Origin of the sequence: Streptomyces sp. NBC_01808, from assembly GCF_035917395.1 — a bacterium.
Classification (GTDB): Bacteria; Actinomycetota; Actinomycetes; order Streptomycetales; family Streptomycetaceae; genus Streptomyces.
Genome location: NZ_CP109072.1, coordinates 4231287 through 4252932, shown reverse-complemented (window position 1 = coordinate 4252932; position 21646 = coordinate 4231287). Strand labels below are relative to the sequence as shown.

The 21646-nt window shown below is 73.3% G+C and carries 23 protein-coding genes and 1 pseudogene; 11 read left to right on the top strand and 13 right to left on the bottom strand.

Features of this window, described 5'->3' with window-relative positions; all coding sequences use genetic code 11:
- Positions 1 to 75: 75 nt before the first annotated feature.
- From OG946_RS18520 to OG946_RS18510, 3 genes are all read left to right on the top strand, one after another.
- Entirely contained in the window at positions 76 to 465 is a 390-nt protein-coding gene (locus tag OG946_RS18520; protein WP_326797172.1) for a RidA family protein, read from the top strand.
- Between the two features lie 95 nt (positions 466 to 560).
- Entirely contained in the window at positions 561 to 1142 is a 582-nt protein-coding gene (locus OG946_RS18515; RefSeq protein ID WP_326797171.1) for an RNA polymerase sigma factor, read from the top strand.
- 1 nt (position 1143) lies between these two features.
- Positions 1144 to 1878, top strand: coding sequence for a hypothetical protein (locus OG946_RS18510; RefSeq protein ID WP_326797170.1), 735 nt, complete (start codon positions 1144 to 1146; stop codon positions 1876 to 1878).
- A 30-nt stretch (positions 1879 to 1908) separates the two neighbouring features.
- Here OG946_RS18510 and OG946_RS18505 read toward each other — a convergent pair whose 3' ends face one another.
- Positions 1909 to 2358, bottom strand: coding sequence for a nuclear transport factor 2 family protein (locus OG946_RS18505; RefSeq protein ID WP_326797169.1), 450 nt, complete (start codon positions 2356 to 2358; stop codon positions 1909 to 1911).
- A gap of 94 nt (positions 2359 to 2452) precedes the next feature.
- Between OG946_RS18505 and OG946_RS18500 the strand changes: the two genes are divergently transcribed.
- From OG946_RS18500 to OG946_RS18490, 3 genes are all read left to right on the top strand, one after another.
- Positions 2453 to 2926: an SAM-dependent methyltransferase gene (locus OG946_RS18500; RefSeq protein ID WP_326797168.1), complete on the top strand. Its 474-nt coding sequence runs from the start codon at positions 2453 to 2455 to the stop codon at positions 2924 to 2926.
- Positions 2927 to 3311: 385 nt separating this feature from the next.
- Positions 3312 to 3755, top strand: a complete 444-nt coding sequence (locus OG946_RS18495) for a nuclear transport factor 2 family protein (protein WP_326797167.1) — start codon at positions 3312 to 3314, stop codon at positions 3753 to 3755.
- 434 nt (positions 3756 to 4189) lie between these two features.
- Positions 4190 to 5185: an aldo/keto reductase gene (locus tag OG946_RS18490; protein WP_326797166.1), complete on the top strand. Its 996-nt coding sequence runs from the start codon at positions 4190 to 4192 to the stop codon at positions 5183 to 5185.
- Between the two features lie 8 nt (positions 5186 to 5193).
- On the opposite strand, the gene OG946_RS18485 is transcribed toward OG946_RS18490, so the two are convergent.
- The 6 genes and pseudogenes from OG946_RS18485 to OG946_RS18460 all read right to left on the bottom strand — a co-directional run bounded on the left by OG946_RS18485 (position 5194) and on the right by OG946_RS18460 (position 8870).
- Positions 5194 to 5595, bottom strand: coding sequence for a type II toxin-antitoxin system VapC family toxin (locus OG946_RS18485; protein WP_326797165.1), 402 nt, complete (start codon positions 5593 to 5595; stop codon positions 5194 to 5196).
- The gene (locus OG946_RS18480; protein ID WP_326797164.1) at positions 5592 to 5816 is read right to left on the bottom strand and encodes a FitA-like ribbon-helix-helix domain-containing protein; all 225 of its coding nucleotides are present in this window, start codon (positions 5814 to 5816) and stop codon (positions 5592 to 5594) included. The genes OG946_RS18485 and OG946_RS18480 overlap by 4 nt, the downstream gene beginning before the upstream one ends.
- Positions 5813 to 6316, bottom strand: a pseudogene (locus OG946_RS18475) (ferric reductase-like transmembrane domain-containing protein); the annotation flags it as partial. The pseudogene OG946_RS18475 and the gene OG946_RS18480, both read right to left, overlap by 4 nt.
- A gap of 20 nt (positions 6317 to 6336) precedes the next feature.
- Positions 6337 to 7122: a MerR family transcriptional regulator gene (locus OG946_RS18470; RefSeq protein ID WP_326797163.1), complete on the bottom strand. Its 786-nt coding sequence runs from the start codon at positions 7120 to 7122 to the stop codon at positions 6337 to 6339.
- A gap of 9 nt (positions 7123 to 7131) precedes the next feature.
- On the bottom strand, positions 7132 to 7920 hold the full coding sequence (locus OG946_RS18465) for an ABC transporter permease (RefSeq protein ID WP_326797162.1): 789 nt from the start codon (positions 7918 to 7920) through the stop codon (positions 7132 to 7134).
- Positions 7917 to 8870 carry an ABC transporter ATP-binding protein gene (locus OG946_RS18460; protein ID WP_326797161.1) on the bottom strand — a complete coding sequence of 318 codons (954 nt, stop codon included), beginning with the start codon at positions 8868 to 8870 and terminating at the stop codon, positions 7917 to 7919. The genes OG946_RS18465 and OG946_RS18460 overlap by 4 nt, the downstream gene beginning before the upstream one ends.
- 440 nt (positions 8871 to 9310) lie before the next feature.
- Between OG946_RS18460 and OG946_RS18455 the strand changes: the two genes are divergently transcribed.
- The 4 genes from OG946_RS18455 to OG946_RS18440 all read left to right on the top strand — a co-directional run bounded on the left by OG946_RS18455 (position 9311) and on the right by OG946_RS18440 (position 14026).
- Positions 9311 to 9517, top strand: a complete 207-nt coding sequence (locus OG946_RS18455; RefSeq protein WP_326797160.1) for a hypothetical protein — start codon at positions 9311 to 9313, stop codon at positions 9515 to 9517.
- A 4-nt stretch (positions 9518 to 9521) separates the two neighbouring features.
- A complete protein-coding gene (locus OG946_RS36140; protein WP_442814409.1) occupies positions 9522 to 13142 on the top strand; it encodes a SpoIIE family protein phosphatase in 3621 nt (1206 codons plus the stop codon).
- A gap of 135 nt (positions 13143 to 13277) precedes the next feature.
- Positions 13278 to 13859 carry an MFS transporter gene (locus OG946_RS18445; protein WP_326797159.1) on the top strand — a complete coding sequence of 194 codons (582 nt, stop codon included), beginning with the start codon at positions 13278 to 13280 and terminating at the stop codon, positions 13857 to 13859.
- The gene (locus OG946_RS18440; protein ID WP_326797158.1) at positions 13781 to 14026 is read left to right on the top strand and encodes a hypothetical protein; all 246 of its coding nucleotides are present in this window, start codon (positions 13781 to 13783) and stop codon (positions 14024 to 14026) included. The genes OG946_RS18445 and OG946_RS18440 overlap by 79 nt, the downstream gene beginning before the upstream one ends.
- On the opposite strand, the gene OG946_RS18435 is transcribed toward OG946_RS18440, so the two are convergent.
- The 3 genes from OG946_RS18435 to OG946_RS18425 all read right to left on the bottom strand — a co-directional run bounded on the left by OG946_RS18435 (position 14010) and on the right by OG946_RS18425 (position 16664).
- Positions 14010 to 15188: an NAD(P)/FAD-dependent oxidoreductase gene (locus tag OG946_RS18435; RefSeq protein ID WP_326797157.1), complete on the bottom strand. Its 1179-nt coding sequence runs from the start codon at positions 15186 to 15188 to the stop codon at positions 14010 to 14012. The two genes, OG946_RS18440 and OG946_RS18435, sit on opposite strands and share 17 nt — an antisense overlap.
- Before the next feature lie 75 nt (positions 15189 to 15263).
- A complete protein-coding gene (sigJ, locus tag OG946_RS18430; protein ID WP_326797156.1) occupies positions 15264 to 16145 on the bottom strand; it encodes an RNA polymerase sigma factor SigJ in 882 nt (293 codons plus the stop codon).
- A gap of 93 nt (positions 16146 to 16238) precedes the next feature.
- Positions 16239 to 16664 carry a Rid family hydrolase gene (locus OG946_RS18425; RefSeq protein ID WP_326797155.1) on the bottom strand — a complete coding sequence of 142 codons (426 nt, stop codon included), beginning with the start codon at positions 16662 to 16664 and terminating at the stop codon, positions 16239 to 16241.
- Between the two features lie 127 nt (positions 16665 to 16791).
- Between OG946_RS18425 and OG946_RS18420 the strand changes: the two genes are divergently transcribed.
- Entirely contained in the window at positions 16792 to 17301 is a 510-nt protein-coding gene (locus OG946_RS18420) for a MarR family winged helix-turn-helix transcriptional regulator (RefSeq protein ID WP_326797154.1), read from the top strand.
- 54 nt (positions 17302 to 17355) lie between these two features.
- Here the strand turns inward: OG946_RS18420 and OG946_RS18415 are convergent, their stop codons facing one another.
- The 3 genes from OG946_RS18415 to OG946_RS18405 all read right to left on the bottom strand — a co-directional run bounded on the left by OG946_RS18415 (position 17356) and on the right by OG946_RS18405 (position 21499).
- A complete protein-coding gene (locus OG946_RS18415) occupies positions 17356 to 20295 on the bottom strand; it encodes a helix-turn-helix transcriptional regulator (RefSeq protein ID WP_326797153.1) in 2940 nt (979 codons plus the stop codon).
- A 392-nt stretch (positions 20296 to 20687) separates the two neighbouring features.
- Complete coding sequence (locus OG946_RS18410; RefSeq protein ID WP_326797152.1) at positions 20688 to 20999, bottom strand: MazG-like family protein; 312 nt, start codon at positions 20997 to 20999, stop codon at positions 20688 to 20690.
- Positions 21000 to 21067: 68 nt separating this feature from the next.
- A complete protein-coding gene (locus OG946_RS18405) occupies positions 21068 to 21499 on the bottom strand; it encodes an ATP-binding protein (RefSeq protein WP_326797151.1) in 432 nt (143 codons plus the stop codon).
- Positions 21500 to 21646: the final 147 nt, after the last annotated feature.

The following is a 21646-nucleotide window of genomic DNA, read 5'->3' as shown; positions in this document are numbered from 1 at the left end:
CGGAAGGTAGGTTCGAGATGCCGGAATCTGATCGACTAGCTGAATACTGAAGTGATCGACGAGCGGAGCACGCGCATGCAGCACATCGTCCGACCCGACGGATCCCCGCCGGTCAACGGCTACAGCCACGCGGTGACGTTCACGGGCACCATGGTCGCCGTCTCCGGCCAGGTGCCGCTGGACGAGGCGGGCCGCCTGGTGGGCGCGAACGACGCGGAGGCGCAGGTGCGCCAGGTGTTCGCGAACCTCACGACGGCGCTTCGGGCGGCGGGTTCCGGCCTGGAGCACGTCGTGAAGCTGACGGTCTACCTGACGGACCTCGACGACCTGCCGGCGTTCCGCCGGGTACGGGACGGGATCCAGAACCCGGCGCTCCCGCCGGCGAGTTCGCTGGTACAGGTGGCGGGTCTGGTGAGCCCGGAGTTCCGGGTGGAGGTGGACGCCCTGGCGGTGGTGCCGGGGTGAGGCGGGTCAGCGGTTCACGGTCCGGGCGAACGTTCTGTGCCCGTACTCCGTCATAGCCCCGACGCGGTTGCAGGCAGGGCGAGGGAGGGGACGCGATGGCAGTCCGCCGCAGACCGGCGCACGGCGGGCACGGCGCGCGCGGCGCGGGCGCCGCGGGGGCCGCGGGGGCCGCGGACACGTCGGCCGCGGACACCGCGCTGTCCGCGGCCGACACGCGCCGGGTGCGGGCCGTGCTCGCGCTCGGCGGCGTGCCGTTCGGCGAACTCGACGACGGTGTGCAGCAGGTCCAGCTCAAGCTGCTGGAACAGCACCTCGCCCCGGACCGTGCCCCGGTCCGCAACCCGGCCGCGTGGGCGGCGGCGGTCGCCTCCCGCGTAGCCGTGGACTGGCACCGGGGCCGCACCCGCGACGCGGGCCTGCGCGACCGCCTCGCCGCCCGCTGGACCCGCCCGGCGGAACACCCCGAAGACGCCCGGCTGCTGGCCCTGGCGGTGGCGGAGGGCCTGGAGGAACTGCCGCCGGGGCAGCGCCAGGTGGTGGTGCTGCGCTACTACGCGGACCTGCCGGTGAAGGACATCGCGGAGGCCCTGGGCATCCCGGAGGGCACGGTGAAGAGCCGCCTGCACGGCGCGGCGGCGGTGCTGCGCACGCGGCTGCGGGAGAGGGAGGTGGGGTGAGGTGCCGGGTCTGACGGAGGCGGAGGAGGCGCGGCTGCGGCGGGCGCTGGGGCTGATCGCGGCGGAGGCGGAAACGGCGGCGGAGTCGGCGGCGGAGTCGGCGGAGTCGGCGGCGGGCGAGGACTGGGGTTGGTCCGAGCCGTCGCCGGGGGTCCGGCGGGTGCGGGGGGCACGGCGGGCGCTGGCGGTGGTGGTGAGCGCGGCGGCGGTGGTCGCGTTCTGCCTGCTCGCGTACACGACGATCAGCGGCGCGGGGACGGACCGTATCGCGAAGGACGACGCGGGGGCGGGCGCCGGGAAGGACACCAGAGGGGACGCGGGAGCGGACGCCGGAGCGGACGGCAAGGGGCTGTCGCGCCTGGAGAACGCCGCGTGCACGAAGCGCCTGCTGGAGGGCACGGTGGCGGACGTGAAGCAGGTCCCGCACCCGCCGGACGCGTTCCCGTGGGTGGAGGTCACGCTGACCGACGTCCGCTGGCACGTACCCCCGTCGACGGAGACGCGGGTGACGGTGCGGCTGCCGGATCCGGTGGAGTGGAACGACGAGAAGCCCTTCGCCCGCGGTGAGCCGCTGCTGGTGGAGGACCTGGGCCGGGAGGCGATCTCGTACTTCCGCGACGGGCCGGGGGAGGGGCCCGGCCTGGAGACGGTGCGCGGGGAGCGGCTGCGGGCGCTGAACAGGGCGCAGGAGGAGGGCGTGCGGTGCCCGTCGTACTTCGTGAACCGGGAGGGGTGACGGGGCGGCGGGGAGTCGGCTCGGTGGGGGTCAGGTCGGCGGGACGGAGGGGTCGCAGGCGTCAGCGATGGCGTGGGTGTCCCAGTAGAACGGCCGTACCTCGGTGATCTGCCCGCGCTTGACCGTGACGGTCTGGAGGACGGGAAAGGCGAGTTCGCGGCCGGTCGCACGAGCGCGCGCACGGACCTGCGTGAGCACGACCGCGGTCTCGCCGGTGGCGAGGAACTCCTGCTCCACCATGTCGAAGGCTTCCCAGACCCGGCCCATCGCGAGGAAGAACCGCGCCATGCCGTCGTGGCCGCGCCAGGTGCCTCCGTAGGGCAGGGCCTCCGCTTGATGCAGCACGACGTCCGGCGCGAAGAAGGGGGCGAGGATGTCGAACGAAGCCTGGCCGGGACCGCCGGCGGCGAGGTAGTCGGCCTCGGCGGCGTACATGCCGGTGAGGACGGTGAGCGAGTCTGGGACGGATGAGGTCGTCATGCCGCCAGCATGATCGGGGCGGGGGCGGATGGCTGGCGAGAATCGGACATCACGTTCGGCACGGCCGGGTGTGGTGCGGGGATAGCCTCTGGCCATGCCGAGCTTCGAGATCACGCCGATTGGTACGGTCCGGAACGACCGGACGGACGTCCAGAACACGGACAACTGGGGTGCTGTCCGCAGCACGATCACGGTGGACGAACGCTTCGGCGAGTCCTGCCTCCAGGGCCTGGAGGACTTCTCCCACGTGGAGGTCCTCTTCGTCTTCGACCGCTTCCCGGAACCGAACGCGGACGCCTTCCACGAACCCCGCCCGTACCGGGGCCGCGCGGACCTCCCGCCGATGGGCATCTTCGCGGGCAGGGGGCCGAGGAGACCGAACCGGCTGGGGGCGACGACGTGCGAGATCGTGGGGGTGGAGGGGCGGGAGCTGCGGGTGGTGGGCCTGGACGCGGTGTCGGGGACGCCGGTGGTGGATCTGAAGCCGATGATGAGGGAGTTCCTGCCGGCGGAGGTAAGGCAGCCGGGGTGGGTGAGCGGGATGATGTCGGAGTACTTCAAGCGGTAGGAGTGTGCGCGCCGGGAGGCGGGGGCGGGGCGGGGGCGGGAACGCAGGCCGGGGGCGAGGACGCCGTACTCCGCTACCCCCATCTCCCCTCACACCCCCGCGAGAGCCGAGTTCGCCCCCTCGCGCGCACGCGGCCACTCCTCAAGGCGCGTTGACCGCCACCCAACCCACCCGAGGGAGCGCCGCCGATGCAAACTCGCGGTAACACCCCTACAGAATCAGGGCAAATCACCCACGGGGGTCGACTTTTGCTCACCGGGACGCACCCGCCCAAGGGCGAAGGGCCTGACTTACCCCGGGGGTAATCGTGTCAGCGGGCCTGGGCGGGCAAGCTTGCTGATCTCGCCGCGTTGCCCGGACGCGGACCAAGACGTAGGGGGCAGTCGTGTCGGAAGCCGCGCCCGCGAGCACGCGCTCTGTGGTTGAGGAATTGCTGCGCCGGATCGGCGAGGGCGATCCCGACCACATCGCTGAGCTGTACGCCGAGCAGAGCGACTGGAAGCTGGACTGGCCCGAAGCCGAGCACGGTCGCCCCGCCACGCCTTGGATCCGCCGCCGGTCCACCCGGGTCGACGCGGCGGCCCACTTCCGCGAGATCGCCGAGCATCACGTGCCGGAAGAGGTAGCGACTCAGGTCGAGCGCATCCTCGTCGACGGAGAGGACGCGGTGGTGCTCGGGGAGATCCGCCAGACCGCCCGGCCCACGGGACGCGCGTACCGCGCCCGGTTCGCGCTGCACCTCACGGTGGGGAACGGGCTTGTCACCCGGCACCACGTCTACGAGGACAGCCTGGCCGTCGCCCAAGCCTTCGACGCGGAGCGTCAGTAGAGGCGGGTCACCGGCGGCCCCCCGTCCCCCCGTCCTCCGGTGCGTCCCGGGATGTGGCAGCCCCGGCTCCCCTCTGTCTCGGCGCCCGCCCGGCGCCGTACCCCCGCGCCCGGCCCGCACAGACACGACGTACCAGCTCAGCGCCCCGCTGCACCCCGCATTGTCAGAGCAGGCGCATACCCTGGGTGGGTGTGAGGGGAGATGGGGGGTTGGCGGAGTACGGCGTCCCCGGACCCGGTCTGCGCGCCTGGACCCGGCCTGCGTCGCCGGACCCGGTCTGCGTCGCCGGACACGGTCTGCGTCCCCGAGCCCGGTCTGCGTGTCCCCGGACCCGGCGCCCGTCCCCGACCCGGCCCGCTCCGCGAACGTCCCCCAACCCGGCTACGACACCGCGTTGTGATCACTGTCCCGAAAGCCCCCGAGAGGAGCCGCGCATGCGAGCCGACGAGGTCGTGCCCCTGGGACGTACCGGCGTGGCCGTCACCCGCCTCGGGCTGGGACTCGCCTCCATCGGCGGCCTGTTCGCGCCCGTGTCCGACGAGGACGCCGCACGCACCGTCGACCGCGCCTGGGACGCCGGCGTCCGGCTCTTCGACACCGCGCCCGTCTACGGGTACGGGCTCTCCGAACGCCGCGCCGGCGCCGCGCTCGCCGCCCGCCCGCGCGGGGCGTACGCACTGTGCACGAAGGTCGGCCGGCTCATCGTGCCCGGCGGCACCGACACGCAGCCGATCTGGGCGGACCCGCCGCCCGGCGTCGGGCCGCGGCGGGACTACTCGTACGCCGGTGTCATGCGCTCGGTCGAGGACAGCCTGGCGCGGCTGGGTCTTGACCGGATCGACGTGCTGCACGTCCACGACCCGGACGAGGACTTCCCCGTCGCCGTCACGGACGCCTACCGGGCGCTGGCCGAACTCCGCGCCCGCGGCACGGTGGGCGCGGTGTCGATCGGCGTCAACCACGCGCCGGTGGCGGCCCGTTACCTCCGCGAGGTGGCGGCGCCCGGGCCGGACTGCGTGATGCTGGCCGGCCGGTACAACCTGCTGGACCACACGGGCCTCGACGAACTGCTGCCGCTGTGCGCGGCCCGCGGGGTCGCGGTGCTGGCGGCGGGTGTCTACCAGTCGGGCCTCCTCACCGACCCCCGCCCCGAAGCCCCCCACGGCTACACCACGATCCCGCCGGCCCTCGCCGCCCGCGTCACCGCCTGGCACACCCTCTGCCGCCGCCACGCCGTCCCCCCGGCCGCGGCGGCGATCGCCTTCCCCTTCGGCCACCCGGCGGTGACCAGCGTGGTGATCGGCGCCCGCGCTCCCGCAGAAGTGGCCGACACGGCCCGCGCGTTCGCGCACCCCATCCCGGAGCAGCTCTGGACCACGGCCAAGGCCGAGGGCCTCCTCCCCCCGAAGGCCCCCACACCGGAGGGCTGAACGCCGGGTCAGGGCTCGTCGTGGAGATTGATGACGCGGCAGCGCGGACCCGGGGCGCGGGCGAGTCTGGCGTCGGAGGTCAGCAGCGGAGCGTCGAGTCCCTCGGCGAGGGCGACGTAGAAGGCGTCGTAGGAACGCACGCTCCCGAGCTGACGCACGCGCTCCAGCAGCGGCAGGTGCTCGTGCCGGCGGATGGGCAGGGTGCGGTAGTCGGTCACGGCCCGCGTGGTCTTGTCCCCGGCGAGCACCCCGGCACGCTCAAGGCGCAGCAGCACGGAGGCGACCTCGGTATCGATGAGGTACGGGGCGGACAGCAGGCTCGCGCCGGCCAGGTGGCGGGCGGCCGCCTTGCCCCTCGCGCCGGTGTCGACCAGAAGATCGACGACCGCGGACGAGTCGACGACGATCAACGGTGCTCCTCGTCCGCGAGCGCGGCGGTGTCCACATCGGTGATATCGACCGAGGCATGCCCGCGGATGCGCGTGACGATCTCGTCCATCGTGGGGATCGTCGCCTCACGTTCGATCAACTCGTGCAGGAAGCCCTGGAGGGACTTCCCTTCCTGGGCAGCACGCACCTTGATCGCTCTCAGGGTTTCCTCGGAAACGTCACGAATGGTCACGGCAGTCATGCCTGCATATTACCTGCACTGCCAGCAGATTGCCTGCGCTCGCCCGACGGCCGCAGCCGGTGCATCACCGCCACCAGGGCCAGCGTCAGCGCCAGCAGCCCCACCCAGATCACCCACTGTTCCGGCCACAGCCCCGGTGACGCCCCGTCCGGGGTCCGGCCGCCGTCCACGCCCGTGGCGACCACCGCCGCCAGGCCCGCCACCGTCGCGACGACCGCCAGGCGGCCGGCGGCGCGGGCGGTCAGGGGGAGGGGGCGGGCGCGGCGGGGGCCGCGGAGGTGGAGGCGTTCGCTGGGGCGGGCGGGGGAGAGGAGGCGGAGGAGGAGCATCGCGGCTATGGGCATCTGGAGGGCCCAGACCAGGGTGCGGAAGGCGCCGTCGTACCAGACGTTCGTGCCGTACAGCAGCGTGTGCCAGACGCTCAGGACGTAGACGATGATGATGAAGCGGTGCAGCGCCCGCCACATGCGCGAACCGGTGCGCTGGCGCAGGTAGTACGACCCCACGTGATGTGTACCCATCACCCCGGAGATCGACGCGTCTCCAGCGGCTCCAGCCTCGTCCACCCCGTCCAACCCCGCTTCCGCAGCAGCTCGATGAGCCGCCGCGCCGGCGGCGCCGCCTCGAACGCCAGCGTGTCCATCAGCTCCGCGAGCGGCGGCGCGAGGTCGACGTCGGCGACGTAGTCCCGCCCCCGTTCCGCCGTGAGGCGGGCGAGGTACGCGGCGAGGTCGTCGGCCAGGGCGGTCAGGCGGGGGTCGTCGGGTGCCCAGTCGAGGGCGCGGCCGAGGGTGCGGTAGAAGTCGAGGAGCTGGGCGTCGGCGAGCTGGGCTCTCTTACGGGCCAGCCACTCCGGTACGCGGTCGGGGGAGTGCGCAGCGAGCGGGATCCAGCCCTCGCGCTCGACCGCCACGATCCGCTCGTCGACGCCCAGTTCGCGCAGCCGGTCCAGGAACGCCACGACCTCCGCGGGCAGCGCCAGGCTGTCGCCCGCCGTGAGCCGGGCGATGCGGCGGCGGGTCTCCTGGCGGGCGCGGATCTCGGCCCGCAGCCGCCGGTCGATGTCCGCGACGGCCGCCGCGAACTCCGCCTCGTCGGCCCGCAGCAACTCCCGGACCCGGGCCAGCGGGACGCCGGCCTCGGCGAGGGTGCGGATGCGGATCAGCTCGACCACGGCGGCGGCGTCGTAGCGGCGGTAGCCGGAGTGGTCCCGGTCCGGCTCGGGGAGCAGGCCCTTGGCGTGGTAGTGCCGGACCGCGCGGACCGTCACGCCCGCGTACGACGCCAGTTCGCCGATGGTCAGCATCGGGGCATCCTAGGCCGCCGCGCGGGTCCGGTAGAGACGGCGTGACCAGAGGTGGCCGGCCGCGCCGAGCGCCGCGCACCAGCCGGCCGCCCACGCCGCGTCCGCGCCGTCCGGTGTGCCGCCGAGCAGCCCCCGGATCAGGTCCATGACCGGCGTGAACGGCTGGTGCGCCGCGAACCACCGCAGTCCGGCGGGCATCGAGTCGACCGGGACGAACCCGCTGCCCACGAACGGCAGCAGCACGAAGACCATCGGCAGGTTGCTCGCCGTCTCCGGGTCCGGGCTGGCCAGGCCCAGCGCCACCGTGAACCACGTCAGCGCGTACGACAGCAGCGCCAGCAGCCCCACGAGGCAGACCCAGTCCCCCGCCGACGCGGCCGTCCGCAGCCCGAGCGCGAACGCCACCGCGCCGACCCCCGCGAGCGCCAGCGCGGTCTGGATCATCGCGGCGAGCACGTGGCCCGTGAGCACCGAGGACTTCGCGATGGGCATGGTGCGAAACCGGTCGATGATGCCGTCGGTCATGTCGTTGGCGACGAGCACGGCGGTGCCGATGGACACGCTCGCGACCGTCATCGTGAGGATCCCGGGGGCGATGTACGTGAGGTAGGAGCCGCGGTCGCCGCCGGGGAGTCCCGCGCCCATGGTGCCGCCGAAGACGTACGTGAACAGCAGCAGGAACAGCAGCGGCTGGCCGACGAGCATGATCGTCATGGACGGGTAGCGGGCCATGTGTCTCAGGTTGCGGCGCAGCATGGTCGCGGAGTCGCGGAGGACGTACGTGCCGGGGGCCCTCATGCCCGTACCCCCTCGGCAGCGGCGGCGGCGTGGCCGGTCAGGGCCAGGAACACGTCGTCCAGGTCCGGGGTGTGCACCGCGAGCCCGGTGACCGACCCGTCGTCGTCGAGCCCCGCCAGCAGCCGCCGCAGCGCGCCGAGGCTGCCGTCGTACGGCACGGCGACCGCCGGCGCCGCCGGGTCGGCCACCGCGCCGGGCAGCCGGCGCGCCAGCTCCGCCGCGCGCGCGGCGTCGGCGGCGTGCAGTTCGACGTGGCCGCCGGTGACGCGGCGCTTCAGCCCGGCCGCGGTGCCCTCGGCGACGAGCCGGCCGCCGTCGAGCACCCCGATGCGGTCGGCCAGCCGGTCCGCCTCCTCCAGGTACTGGGTGGTGAGGAAGACGGTGGTGCCGTCGGCGACGAGTTCGCGGACGACGTCCCACAACTCGCGGCGGCTGCGCGGGTCGAGTCCGGTGGTCGGCTCGTCGAGGAAGATCAGCCGCGGCCCGGACACCAGCGTCATCGCCAGGTCGAGACGCCGCTTCATGCCGCCGGAGTACGTGGCGGCCCGCCGGTCGGCGGCGTCCGCGAGGCCGAAGCGGGCGAGCAGCTCCGCGGTGACGGCTCTGGCGCGGGGGCCTTCGAGGTGGCCGAGGTCGGCCATGAGGCGCAGGTTCTCCCGGCCGGTGAGCACCCCGTCGACGGCGGAGAACTGGCCGGTGACGCCGATCGCCGCGCGGACCCGGGCGGGCGCGCGACGGATGTCGTGGCCGGCGACCCGCGCGGTGCCGGCGTCGGCGGCGAGGAGGGTGGTGAGGATGCGGACGGTGGTGGTCTTGCCGGCGCCGTTGGGGCCGAGCAGGGCGTAGACGGTGCCGGCGGGCACGGTGAGGTCGACGCCGGCGACGACCTCGCGGCCGCCGTACGCCTTGCGCAGTCCCGCGGCCTCGACGGCGGGGGTTCTCGTGGTCATGGCGCCATGCTCGAAGGCTGACCCTGCGTCGGGGTCAAGGGCGGCGGCACGGACCGGTGTGGAGGGGCGCCCGGCAGGGGGCGGGCGCCGGCGTTCGCGTACGGGCCGGAGTGCCGGCGGCCGTACGCGCCGGGCGCCGGGCCTGCGGCCGGCGCTCCGGTGCGGGGACCCGCGTCAGGCGTCCGCCCCCTCCTCCCCCGCACCCGCCGGCGGGACCCGGGTCTCCCGGGCCGGCCGGCGGGTGCGGGCGTGGGTGCCCAGGGGCGGGCTGTCGTCCTGCAAGGGGAGCAGGAGTGGGTGTGTTGGTCTTCGATGATGCAGCGGGCTGCCGATAGCGTCTTGGGGCGGCGTTTGTGGGCACGGCGGTGTCGGCGGCCGTGATCGGCACTGGACACACCTGGGTGCGTGGCGAGGCGTGACATGGGGTTGTGGAGGCAGCCGTGGCGGAGTCACGAGACGACGACCGGCTGGCCGGGCGCCTGGTGGCCGTGGGGGCGTTGGGGTTCGTGCTGGTTGTTCCACCGCTGCTGGCGCAGTTCGACCACATGGACCGGGTCTTCGGTGTCCCGGTTCTCTGGGCGTACCTGTATCTCGTCTGGGCGATCGTGATCGGCCTGGTCGCCGTCATCGGCGGCAGATCAAGGTAGTGCCGTGCTCCGGGCCGAGGTCATCGTCGCTGTTTCGGTGGGGTACCTCGGTCTGCTCTTCGGCGTGGCTTTCTACGCCGACCGGAGGGCGGACGCCGGCCGGAGCCTGATCAACAACGGCACGGTCTACGCCCTGTCCCTCGCGGTGTACGAAACCGCATGGGCGCTCTACGGCAACGTGGGCGGGGCCGCCACGACCGGTGTCGGCTTCCTGGGCCTCTATCTGGGGCCGGTGATCATGCTCGCGCTCGGCTGGCCGGTGTTGCGCAGGATCATCCGGATCAGCCGTCGGCATCGGGTCACTTCACTGGCCGACTTCGTCTCCGCCCGCTACGGCAAGAGCGCGGTGCTGGGTGGTCTGGTCACGATCATCGCCGTGGTAGGGGTTGTTCCGTACATCTCGCTCCAGCTCAAAGCAGTCTCCGACACCTTCGAGATCATTCGCCGGTATCCCGAGATCACGGCTGCCTCGGAGATGGGCCAGGTTCCGCTGCTTCAGGACACCGGGCTGTACGCAGCGCTGCTGCTCGCCGCGTTCACCATCCTCTTCGGCACCCGCCACCTGGACACCGCCGAACGCCACGAGGGTTTGGTCGCTGCCGTCGCGTTCGAGTCCGTGGTCAAGCTCGCGGCGCTCCTCACGGTCGGGATCTTTGTGACCTTCTGGATGTTCCGGGGGTTCGACGACCTGTTCTCCCAGGCAGCGCATGCCGACCTCACCCAACTGTTCACACTGCACGGGCACACCAGCTATGGCGCGTGGGTCTGGTTCATCGTGCTGTCCATGCTGTCGATCCTGCTGCTGCCTCGGCAGTGGCAGGTCACCTTTGTCGAGAACATCGACGAGAAGCACCTCAAACGCGCCATGTGGCTGTTCCCGCTGTACCTGCTCGCGAACACCTTCTTCGTGCTCCCGCTCGCAGCCGGTGGCCTTCTGCGGCTCGGAAAGGCCACCGACACCGACACCTATGTGCTGGCCCTCCCGATGGCCGCGGGCCAGCAGGCACTCGCGCTGTTCGTCTTCATCGGCGGCCTCAGCGCGGCCACCGCCATGATCGCCGTCGAGACCATCGCGCTCAGCACCATGGTGTCCAACTCACTCGTGATGCCGCTGCTGCTGCGCGGCAAGTCCCGGCTCGCCCATCGAGACGATCTCACCGGCCTGGTACTGGGCATCCGCCGAACGACCATCGTGCTGATTCTGCTCCTCGGCTACGCGTACTTTCGACTCGCGGGCGAGGGGCGGGCGCTGACGTCGTTCGGACTGGTGTCGTTCGCGGCTGTGGCACAGTTCGCGCCCGCGATCCTCGGCGGCCTGTTCTGGAAGGACGGCACCCGCCGGGGTGTGCTGGTGGGTCTTGTGGCGGGGTTCGTCATGTGGGCATACACCTTGCTGCTGCCGAGCTTTGCCGAGTCCGGGCTGCTGCCCGCCTCGTTCTTGCGTGAGGGCCCGCTCGGCATCGGTCTGCTCCGGCCGCAGCGGTTGTTCGGCCTTTCGGGAATGGACCCGATCAGCCATGCGATGTTCTGGAGCGCGCTGGTGAACATCGGCGGGTATGTCGGTGTCTCACTCGCCGGTCGGCCCAATGCCGCCGAGCGGGCGCAGGCGGTGCAGTACGTCGACGTCCTCGCGGAGCCTGCCAGAGAACGGCGCTGGCGGGCCCGTGCCACGGTCGGCACCTTGCAGACGATGCTGGAGCGCTTCCTCGGGCGGGAGGGCGCCGAGCGGGCGGTGCGCGCCTACCCGGGGACGAGGCCCGACTCACCGGAAGCCGAGGCGCCCCCGGAACTGATCCATCACGCGGAAGCCCAGCTCTCCGGCTCTGTCGGCGCGGCATCCGCGCGGCTCGCGGTCGACGCGGTGGTCGGACAGGAACCAGTCCGCACCGATGAAGTGATGGAGATGATCGGCGAGGCGTCGCAGAGGGTCGAGCTGGTCCGGCGACGGCTGGAGTTCCTCTACGACGCGACCAGCAGCATCGGAACCACCCTCGATATGACGCATACGGCCGAGGAGTTGGCCCAGGTCGCGGTTCCGGGCTTCGCCGACCATGTCACCGTCGACCTGCCCGAGGCCGTGGTGCGCGGTGACGAACCGGGGGTGACCGGCAGCGGCGCCGGCGACAGCGGCCCACGGATACGGCGCACGGCCGTCAGCGGTATCCGTGACGACACCCCCTTCTTCCCCCTCGGCGACCTGATCACCTTCGCGCCGTCCTCGCCACCCGCCCGCAGCATCGAGACAGGGCAAGCGATCCTGGTGCCCCGGCTGCGTGACTCCCCGGGGTGGCGGGAGGTGGATCACGCACGGGCCGCACGCATCCTGGACTACGGAGTTCACTCGCTCATCACGGCGCCGCTGCGCGCCCGCGGTGTGCTGCTGGGTGTCGTCCACTTCTGGCGCTCGGAGAGGCCCGAGCCCTTCGAGCAGGACGATCTCTCCCTCGCGGCCGAACTGGCCGCCCACGCCGCCGTATCCCTCGACAACGCACGCCGCTACACCCGCGAGCACGGCATGGCCGTGGCCCTTCAGCGCAGCCTGCTGCCCCGCACCCTGCCCGAACAGGGCGCCGTCGACGTCGCCTACCGCTACCTCCCCGCAAAGGAAGGCGTCGGCGGCGACTGGTTCGACGTGATCCCCCTGTCCGGCGCCCGCGTCGCCCTGGTGATGGGCGACGTCGTCGGACACGGACTGCACGCCGCCGCCACCATGGGACGGCTGCGCACCGCCGTACACAGCTTCTCCTCCCTCGATCCACCGCCCCACGAACTCCTCGGCCACCTCGACGAACTGACCACCCGCATCGACCAGGAAGCCCTCGCCGCCGGCGGCGAGACCACCATCACCGGCGCCACCTGCCTGTACGCCGTCTACGACTCCGTGACCCAGCGCTGCGCCATCGCCAGAGCCGGCCACCCGGCACCGGCCCTCGCACGCCCCGACGGCACCGTGGAATTCCCGGACGTCCCCTCGGGCCTCCCCCTCGGCATCGGCGGACTGCCCTTCGAATCCGTCGAACTGCACCTGCCCGAGGACAGCAGACTCGTCCTGTTCACCGACGGCCTCGTCGAACGCCGCGACCAGGACATCGATACCGGACTCGACGTACTCCGCCAGACCCTCGCACGCGCCGACCAGACCCCCGAGGAGACCTGCGACGCCGTACTCGACGCACTCCTCCCGCCCGTCCAGAGCGACGACATCGCCTTGCTCGTCGCCCGCACACGCGTCCTGGGGAGTGGAAAGGTCGCACAGTGGGACGTCGAGTCCGATCCCGCAGCCGTCCACCGCGTACGCGCCGCCGTCTCCACACTCCTCGCAGAATGGGAACTGGAGATCCTCCAGGAGAACACCGAGCTGATCCTCAGCGAACTGATCACCAACGCCATGCGCCACGGCGTCGGGCCCATCAAAGTACGGCTGCTGCGCGACCACACGCTCACCTGCGAGGTCTACGACCACAGCCTCACCTCACCACACCTGCGCCACGCCGCCACCATGGACGAAGGCGGACGAGGTCTGTTCCTCGTCGCCCAGCTCACCGCACGCTGGGGGACCCGCTACACCCAGGACGGCAAGGTCATCTGGGCCGAACAGATCACACCGGAGACACCCGGCAACTGACCGGCCCGGCCGTCGCCACCGCCCGCGCACCAGCGGAGGAACCTGCCGAGGCCGGCCGACTACCGGACCGGCCCACGAGCACGGACACTCTCAGCCCGCCGGCGGCACCCGGGACTCCTGGGCCAGCCGCTCGGCGTGCTCGCCGGCTCCACGCTGGCGCCGAGGCTGGCCCGCCGGTACGAGCCCGCGCGGATCATCGGCGCCGGGCTGGCGCTCTCCGCCGCCGGATACGGGGTGCTGACGCAGGCCGGCGGCGCGCACGCGCTGCCGGTGCTGGTCGCCGGCGCGGTGATCGTGTCGGCGGGTCTGGGGCCGATGATGGCGCTGGCCACCGCCATGGTCGTCGGCGCGGCCCCGCCGGAGCGGCAGGGCGCGGCGGCGGCGATCTCGTCCACGGCGCCGCAGTTGGGCGGCGCGCTGGGCATCGCGCTGCTGGGCAGCGTGATCACGGCGGTGTACCGGGGGCGTACGGACGGAGCGGCCCCCGAGGGCGTACCGGCGGACGCGGCCGGGGCGTTCGAGGACGACCTGAGCGCCACGGTCACCGCGGCGGAGCGGCTGCCGGGGCCGGTGGGCGACGAACTGCTGGGCGCGGCGCGGGGGGCGTTCGAGTCGGGGTTCCAGGTGGCGGCGGGGGTGTGCGCGGCGCTGACGGTGGCGACGGCGGTGCTGGTGGCGCGGGCCGGCGTGCGGGGAAGACGACGCGTAAGTCCGTAACGATCCACCACCTCGCCTCCGTCGAGGGCGTCGGTGAGGTCGGCCCCGGCTGGGAGTACTACCTGGACCTGCTCGTCGCCGCCCGCGACGGCGCCGCGGACACCGCGGCGCCGTCGTTCGACGACTACTACCCGGCGCAGCGGGACTACTTCACCTCGCTGACCTGACCGCCGCGGGCGCCTCCGGCTCGTCCTCCCGCGGGAAGAACGGCAGGTCGATGTAGACGCGGTCGGCCGCCGCCAGGATCTCCCGGGCGTCGTCCACCGGCGGGTGGATGTACCCGTTGATCTGCTCCTTGACGAACGCGCCGTCCGCGCCCGTCGCCATGACCGTGCGGTCCCAGCCCCGGGTGAACACCCCGCCGGCGCCGCCCAGATAGAGGCAGGTGACGTACGGGGCGGGGGTGAACGGCCGCGGCGGTATACCCAGCAGGTCCGCCGCCGCGTTGTACCCGGCGACCTTGCCCAGCGGCGTCGCGTGCTGGCACGCCTGCATCACGGTGTGCTCCGCGTCGTACGGCGCCGCCGCCGTGTCCCCGGCCGCGAACACCCCGGGCAGCGCCCGCAGCCACTCGTCGACGGGCACCCGGCCGAGATGGTCGAGGTCGCCGGGGTCGTGCACGAGCTGCCGGGTCAGCTCCTGGGCGCGGATCCCGGTCGACCACACCACGGCGTCCGCGTCGACCCGTTCGCCGCCGGAGAGCACCGCGTACCCGTCGCCGACCTCCGTCACCGTGGTGCCGAGCCGCCGCTCGACGCCCAGTTCGTCCAGCGCCGCCTCGATCGCCGCGCGCGGCCCGGGGCCCAGGGGCTCACCGACCGTCTCCGCGGTGTCCACGAGCAGCACCCGGCCGCGCGCCGCCAGCTCCGTCGCCGCCTCCAGGCCGACGAACCCGGCGCCGACGACCACGGCGGCGTAGCCGTCGCGGCCGCGCAGGTGGTCGGTGAGGCGGCGGGCGCCGGCGAGGGTGTCGATGTCGAAGAGCCGCTCGGCGCCGGGCAGCCCCGCGGGCGGCGCGAGCCGGCTGCCGGACGCCAGCACCAGCCGGTCGTAGCCGATCTCCGTCCCGTCCGCCACGATGACGCGGCGTTCGGTGTCGATGGTGCTGACCGTCGCCCGTACGTGCTCGACGCCGATCGGGCCCAGGATCCGGTCCAGTGCCACCGTCGCGCGGTCGGGCTCCGGTTCGTAGAGCCGCGGGCGCAGCACCAGGCGGTCGTTGGGCGCGACGAGCGTGATGCGCAGATCCGCGTCCCCGCGGGCGAGCGCGGCGCCCGCCGCGCTCCACACGCCGGCGAAGCCCCCGCCGATGATCACGACATGGTTCATCGTGTGGTCCTTCCTCAGCTTGCTCGGTACGGACCCTCTCGGGGCGAGGATCCGCAGGGAGACAAGACAGGGGGCTCAGATGTGACCGAGGGCGGCGACGGGGCCGAGCTTGTCGGGGTTGGCGAGCCGGCGGATCACGGTGAGACGGCCGCCGGCGACCTCCACGGTGTCCAGCCAGACGGGCACGCCGTCGCGGTACGTCGCGAGCGCGGGCTGCCCGTTGACCTCGACGAGGCGTACGGCGTCGGGGCGCGCGATCCGTACCGAACGGACCGCGAGCAGCGCGATCGTCTCCGCCCCCCGCACCGGCCGGCGCGCGGCGGTCGCCTTGCCGCCGCCGTCGCCGACGTACACGGCGTCGGGGTGCAGCAGCGCGACCAGCCCGGCCATGTCACCGGCCTCTGCGGCGGCCTTGAACGCCCGCAGTACGCGCTCGGTCTCGGCCCGGGAGGCGTGCGGCTGCCCCCCGTCCGCCCGCACCCGTGCGCGCGCCCGGGAGGCGAGCTTGCGGGCGGCGGCGGGGGTGGCGCCGAGCACGTCGGCGACGCGGGCGAAGGGGAAGCCGAAGACGTCGTGCAGCACGAACGCGACCCGCTCGGCGGGCGTCAGCCGCTCCATCAGCACGAGCATCGCGGTGCCGACCGACTCGTCCACGAGCACCTGCGCGGCGGCGTCGGGCCCGGTCGGCAGCGGCTCGGGCAGCCAGGGACCGACGTACGCCTCGCGCCGGACGCGGGCGGACTGCAGCACGTTGTACGAGGTCCGCGCGGCGACGGTCACCAGCCAGGCGCGCAGGTCCCGCACCTGGGCCAGATCCGCCTCTGCGGCCCGCAGCCACACGTCCTGCGTCACGTCCTCGGCCTCGGCGACGGACCCGAGAATCCGGTAGGCGGCGCCGAACACGGCGGGCCGGTGCGCCCGCCAGTCCGCGTCGCTCAACGCCCGGGTGGCCTCCACGGGTCACGGCCTCCTCACACCGGCGCCGGGGTCTGCAGTGTATGCAGACGCAGGCAGGCGCTCGCGAGCCGGGGACGGCGGCCCGGTGCGGGGTCAGTCCCCGGAGCCGACGATGGCGGTGACGCGGATCTCCACGCGCATGTCGGCGAGGCCGAGGACCGTGACGCCGGTCTCGGTCCAGATCGGCGCGCGGCCGCCGAGGCGACGGCGGAACTGCTCGGCCATGACGGCGTTGTGGTCGGCGCCGATGACGTCCTCACCCGGTGCGACCTTGTGGTACGAGTTGACGTGGATGACGTCCTTCCAGGTGGCGCCGACCGTGGCGAGCGTGCGCTCGACGTTGTCGAAGGCCCGGATGATCTCGTCCTCCAGCGCGTCGGGGATGACCAGATCGTCATCCACCCCGGCCTGGCCGGAGATCTCGACCCGGTCGCCGACGCGGACGGCCCCGCTGTAGCCGAGGGCCTCGTGCAGCTTCTCGCCGTAGCCCGGAACGACGCCGAAGGTGACGGTGCTCATGATGTTCCCTCTTCCTGTCCATAGGGGTGCGCTTCCTCTCGCATGAGTTCACGCGTAAAGTGATACTAGCAAGGGATGACTTCAAGCGCAAAGTGATGGCCGGCTTGCCGGAGAGACGGGAAGATCCATGAGCAGCACGGAAGGGCCCATGACAGGCGCGGGCGAAGACGAGGACGACGCGGAGCTGCGATGGCTCGACGAGCAGGAGAAGGCGGCGTGGACGGGGCTGATCTCCCTCGTCCTGCTGCTGCCCGGCAAGCTGGAGTCGCCGCTGCGGCAGGAACACGGCCTGACCCTCTTCGAGTACCTCGTGCTCAGCCACCTCTCCGAGGCCCCGCGGCGCAAGCTGCGGATGGGAGAGCTGGCCTTCCTCGCCAGCGGGTCGCTCTCGCGCCTGTCCAACGTCGTCAAACGCTGTGAGCAGCGCGGCTGGATCGTACGGACACCCGACCCGGCCGACGGCCGCTACACCGTCGCCGAACTCACCGACGCCGGCTTCGGCATCGTGCAGCGGGCGGCGCCGACGCACCTGCGCTCCGTACGCCGCATCGTCCTCGACTCACTCAACACGACCGACCAGAAGGCCCTCACCCGCATCGCGCAGAAACTCCGCATCGTCCCCGACGACTTCGGCTGACAGCCGGGTGAGGCGGACCGGGAGCGGCCCGGACGTCCCCCGTCGGCCGGGCTGTCAGCCCGCCACCCGGTTCAGCCGGCCCGCGACCAGCTCCGTGATGCGGATGAACCCGTCCGTCCCGTACCCCAGCCCGGCCTCCGCCACCTCCGACCGCGAGCCGACGTGCAGCTTCCGCAGCAGCTTCGCCACGTGCTGCTCGACGGTGCGCGGGGAGAGGTACAGCACGTCGGCGATCTCCCGGTTGGTGTGGCCGAGCGCCACGAGCCGGGCGACTTCGCCCTCGCGCGGGGAGAGCTGGTCGCCGTAGCCGCGGCGGCCTCGGCGGGAGGGGAGCGGGACGTTGTGGCCGCGCAGCACGCGGCGGCAGCGGGCGGCGTCGCGGATGGCGCCGAGGTCGGCGAACTGCTGGGCGAACGCGGCGAGTTCGCGGGCGGGTTCGGGGCCGGTTTCCGCCGGGAGGCGGCAGCGGGCCGCCGCCTCGCCCGCGCGGGCCGCCGAGTACGGCTGCGGCAGGGCCCCGTACGCCCGTTGCGCCGCCGTGAACAGCCCCGCCGCCTCCTCCGTCCGCCCCCGCCCCGCCGCCACGATCCCCCGGCACGCCGGCAGCGCCGCCGCCACCAGCGGCGCGTCCCGGCCCGCGATGCCCGCCGCCAGCTCCGCCGTGACCTCCTCCGCCGCCCGCAGTTCCCCGGCCCGTACGAGCGCCGTGACCGCCGGCGGCGCCAGGTCGCCCGCCCACGGCCAGATGTCCTTGCGCCGGATCCGCGCGAGGCCCCGCTCCGCCTCCGCGCGCGCCCGCTCCGGCTCGCCGCGGGCGGCGAGCAGCCGGGTCATGGCGCCGGCGGCGGTGGCGAGTACCGGCGCGGGCGCGTTGCGCGGGTCGGCGAGCCCGGCCGCCGCCAGCTCCGCCGCCGCCTCGTCCCACTCCCCCAGCGCCGACGCCAGCAGCCCCAGCACCAGGTGCGCGTCGGCGGCGATGCTGGAGACGCCCTGCACCGCGTCGAGGGTGTGCCGGCAGCGCTCCGCGAGCCCGCGCCAGCGGCCCGCGTACCACTCCAGGCGCAGCGCCGTGCCCTCCACGATGCCTTCGAGGAACGCCGCCCCGCACTCCGCCGCCAGCCGCCGCCCCTCGCCGCGGTAGCGCTGCGCCGCCTGGTAGTGGCCGAGGCAGGTGGCGGCGTCGGCGAAGTTGCCGCAGGCGCGGGCGACTTGGCGGCGGTGGGTGCCGGGTCCAGAACCCGCGATGAGGCCGTCGGCCTCGGCCCAGACGGCGGGGTCGCCGAGGCTCATGCGCAGGGCCAGGTGGTTGCCGCGTACGGCGGTACGGACCGCGGGGTCGGACTCGTGCGCCACCAGCGCCTCCGCTCGCGCGATCCACGTCTCGTAGACCTGCCGCGGGTGGTCGCCCCAGCTCGGCATGGCGAGCGCCGCCATGCCGCGGGCGGCGAGCGCGGGCCGGGCGTGCAGCTCCGCCACGGCGACCTCGGTGTTGACGCGGCCCTCCTCGTAGCGTCCTGCCTGGTTGTAGAGGAGCAGGCCGAGGTTGAGGCGGATCTCGCCGCGTACGCCTTCGGGGATGTGGCCGTCGCGGACGATGTCGTGGAGCAGCGCGGTGGCCCGGTGGTGGGTGAGCCCGACGACGGCGTCGCGGCTGAGGTCGACGGCGATACGGGCGCACTCGGGCCGGCCGAGCCGCCCGTCCGACAGCAGTTCCTCCAGCACCCCCACGGCGAGCGCCAGGTCGCCCATCTCACGCGCGAAGCCGGCGGCGGCCTCGGCGTAGCGCTGCCACTGGACCAGCTCGCCGCCGTGGTGCGCGTGGTACGCGAGCCGGATGAGGGGCTGCGGGTCCTCGGCGGCCAGGGCGCGCATCGCCTGCCGGTGGAGGCGGTGCCGGTCGGGGCCGAGGAGACCGGCGTAGACGGCCTGCTGGGCGAGGGCGTGGCGGAAGCCGTAGCGGTCCTCGCCCCACTCGTGCAGCACGCCGGCGCGCAGCGCCTCGCGTACGGCCGCGGAGTCGGCGGGCGCGGCGGGCTGCCCGGGGGTGCCGCGGACGACGGCGGCGATCAGCGCCTCGCCGGCGGGCACGCGGAGGACGGAGGCGGCCCGTACGGCGTCGGCGGCGGCGGGGGAGAGCACGCTCATGCGGTCGGCGACGGCTTCCTGGAGGCGGGTGGGGACGGGCATGCGGGCGAAGGCGGCGTGCTGGGCGTCCTGTTCGACGGTTGGCAGGGCGCGTACGACTTCCTCGACGACGAAGGGGATGCCGGCGGTGCGGCGGTGCAGCTCGGCGGTGAAGGCGTCGGACGACTCCGCCGCCCCGGTGAGGGCGGTGAACATGCCGCGTACGCCGTGGACGTCGAGGGGCCGCAGGGGGATGACGACGGCGGAGGTGCCGGGCGGCTGCCGGTACGCGCGGCCCAGCGGGAGCCCGCTGCCGGGCAGGTCCTCGCGGCGGTAACTGAGCACGGCGGACAGCCCGTCGGGCGGATCGTCGACGAGGAAGCGCAGCAGGTCGCGGGTGCCGTCGTCGGTCCAGTGCAGATCCTCGACCACCATCACGGTCTCGCCGGCGGCGTCCAGCAGGGCCCGTACGGCACGGAAGAGCCGGTGCCGCCGGGCCCGTAAGTCGCTGAGCGACTCGGGCGCGGGCGGCAGCCGGTCGGCCAGCTCGGGCAGATACGCGCGCAGGGCACCGCAGACGGGGCTCAGGGCGGTGGGCAGGCCGCCGGCGAGATGCCGCAGCAGATCGAAAACCGGCCCGTACGGAAACGGCTCCCGCAGCGGCCGGCACCCCCCGAGCAACACCCGCCGCCCCCGCACGGCGGGATCCCGCAACGCCTCCCGGATCAGCCGCGTCTTCCCGATCCCGGCCTCGCCCTCGACCATCGCCACGGACGGCGACCGCGTGACGGCATCCACGAGCGCGCCCAACTCCCGCGCCCGGCCGACCAGCACGGGCGCTTCCGCGGGGCGCGGAACGGTCACGGTCATGAGCGCCTCCGGCCGGTGGGGTCCAGCGACACGCGGGGCGGGGGTGTGCACAGCGCGTCGCGGCGGCGACAGCGTGAAGGTAAGCGTCAGCGCACACGCCAAGCAAGACCGACCCGGCGTGTCACATCACGGGCCCCGCGGCTGTCATAGAGGAAGGCAGCGGGTTCGCAGGCGACCGAGGGGGGCGTCATGGAGCATCCAGGAGGTTCCCGCGCGCGCCCGGCCGGCGCCGGTACGAACCGCCTCGCCCACGAGACCGTGGGTGGCGTGAGCCCACCGCCGGGGTCCCACGCCACCCACTCCCCACCCCGGTCCCGCTGACCGGGCCCACAGACCGAGTGGCGCGGCACCTTCCCCCGGGGTGCCGTGCCACTCTTCTCTCCGCGCGGGTCTCATCCGAGGGAACGGCGGGCGACCTCCCGCAGCCGCGCGGTGAAGACCTCGCCGGCGTCGTCGGAGATCGAGGCGAGGGCGACCATGCTCGTCACGATCACATCGCACAGTTCCTCGCAGACGTCGTCGATGGTGTGGGTCCTGCCCTTCCGCGGATTGGACCCCAGCAGCCCGTGCACAGCCGCGGCCACCTCCCCGTACTCCTCCCCGATCTTCAGAATCCGCAGCAACCGCCCGGTCCTCCCCTGCACCGGACTCTCCTCGTCCAGCCACGCACACAGCCGCTCGATCGTGGTCCAGGTCTCGTCCATGACAGTCCTCGGTGTGGGGTCCGACAGATCAACGGGCGGCCGGAGGGAGATCAACCCGCCGACTTCATTCACGAGCCACCTCCGAAGACATCGACGTCCGCCCACACCCGCTTACCCCACGGCATCGGCTCGGCTCCCCACGCGGCAGAGAACCCGGCCACCGCGGCCAGCCCCCGCCCCGACTCGTCGTCCCGGCCCGCCTCGACGACCTTCGGCATGGCCCGGGACCGGTCGACGACCGCCACCCGCACGCGCCGCGGCCCGACCCGGGACACCTTGACGTGCACGACCTCCAGCCGCGCGTGCCGCACGGCGTTGGTCACCAACTCGCTCACGACGAGACACGCGTCCTCGGCCCCGGCCTCCAGCGCCCACGCGCGCAGCGAGGCGGAAACAAGCCTGCGCGCCCTGGCCACGGAAGCCTCGGTGCGCGGCAGAGTCACGCTGTAGGCGGTCTCGGCCGCACACGCTGCCGCTTCGGATTCGTTCACTTGGTTCATGGCTCTGTCCCGTCCATGCTGGAAGGAGGTCGAGCGGCCGTTCCTGCGCCTCGCGTGGAGAGCGGCCTGCAGTTAGCCAACCCCCGTACACAACCCACCGGTTAGGGCGAACAGAGGAAAACCCGAGCGATCTACCTAGGGTGATTT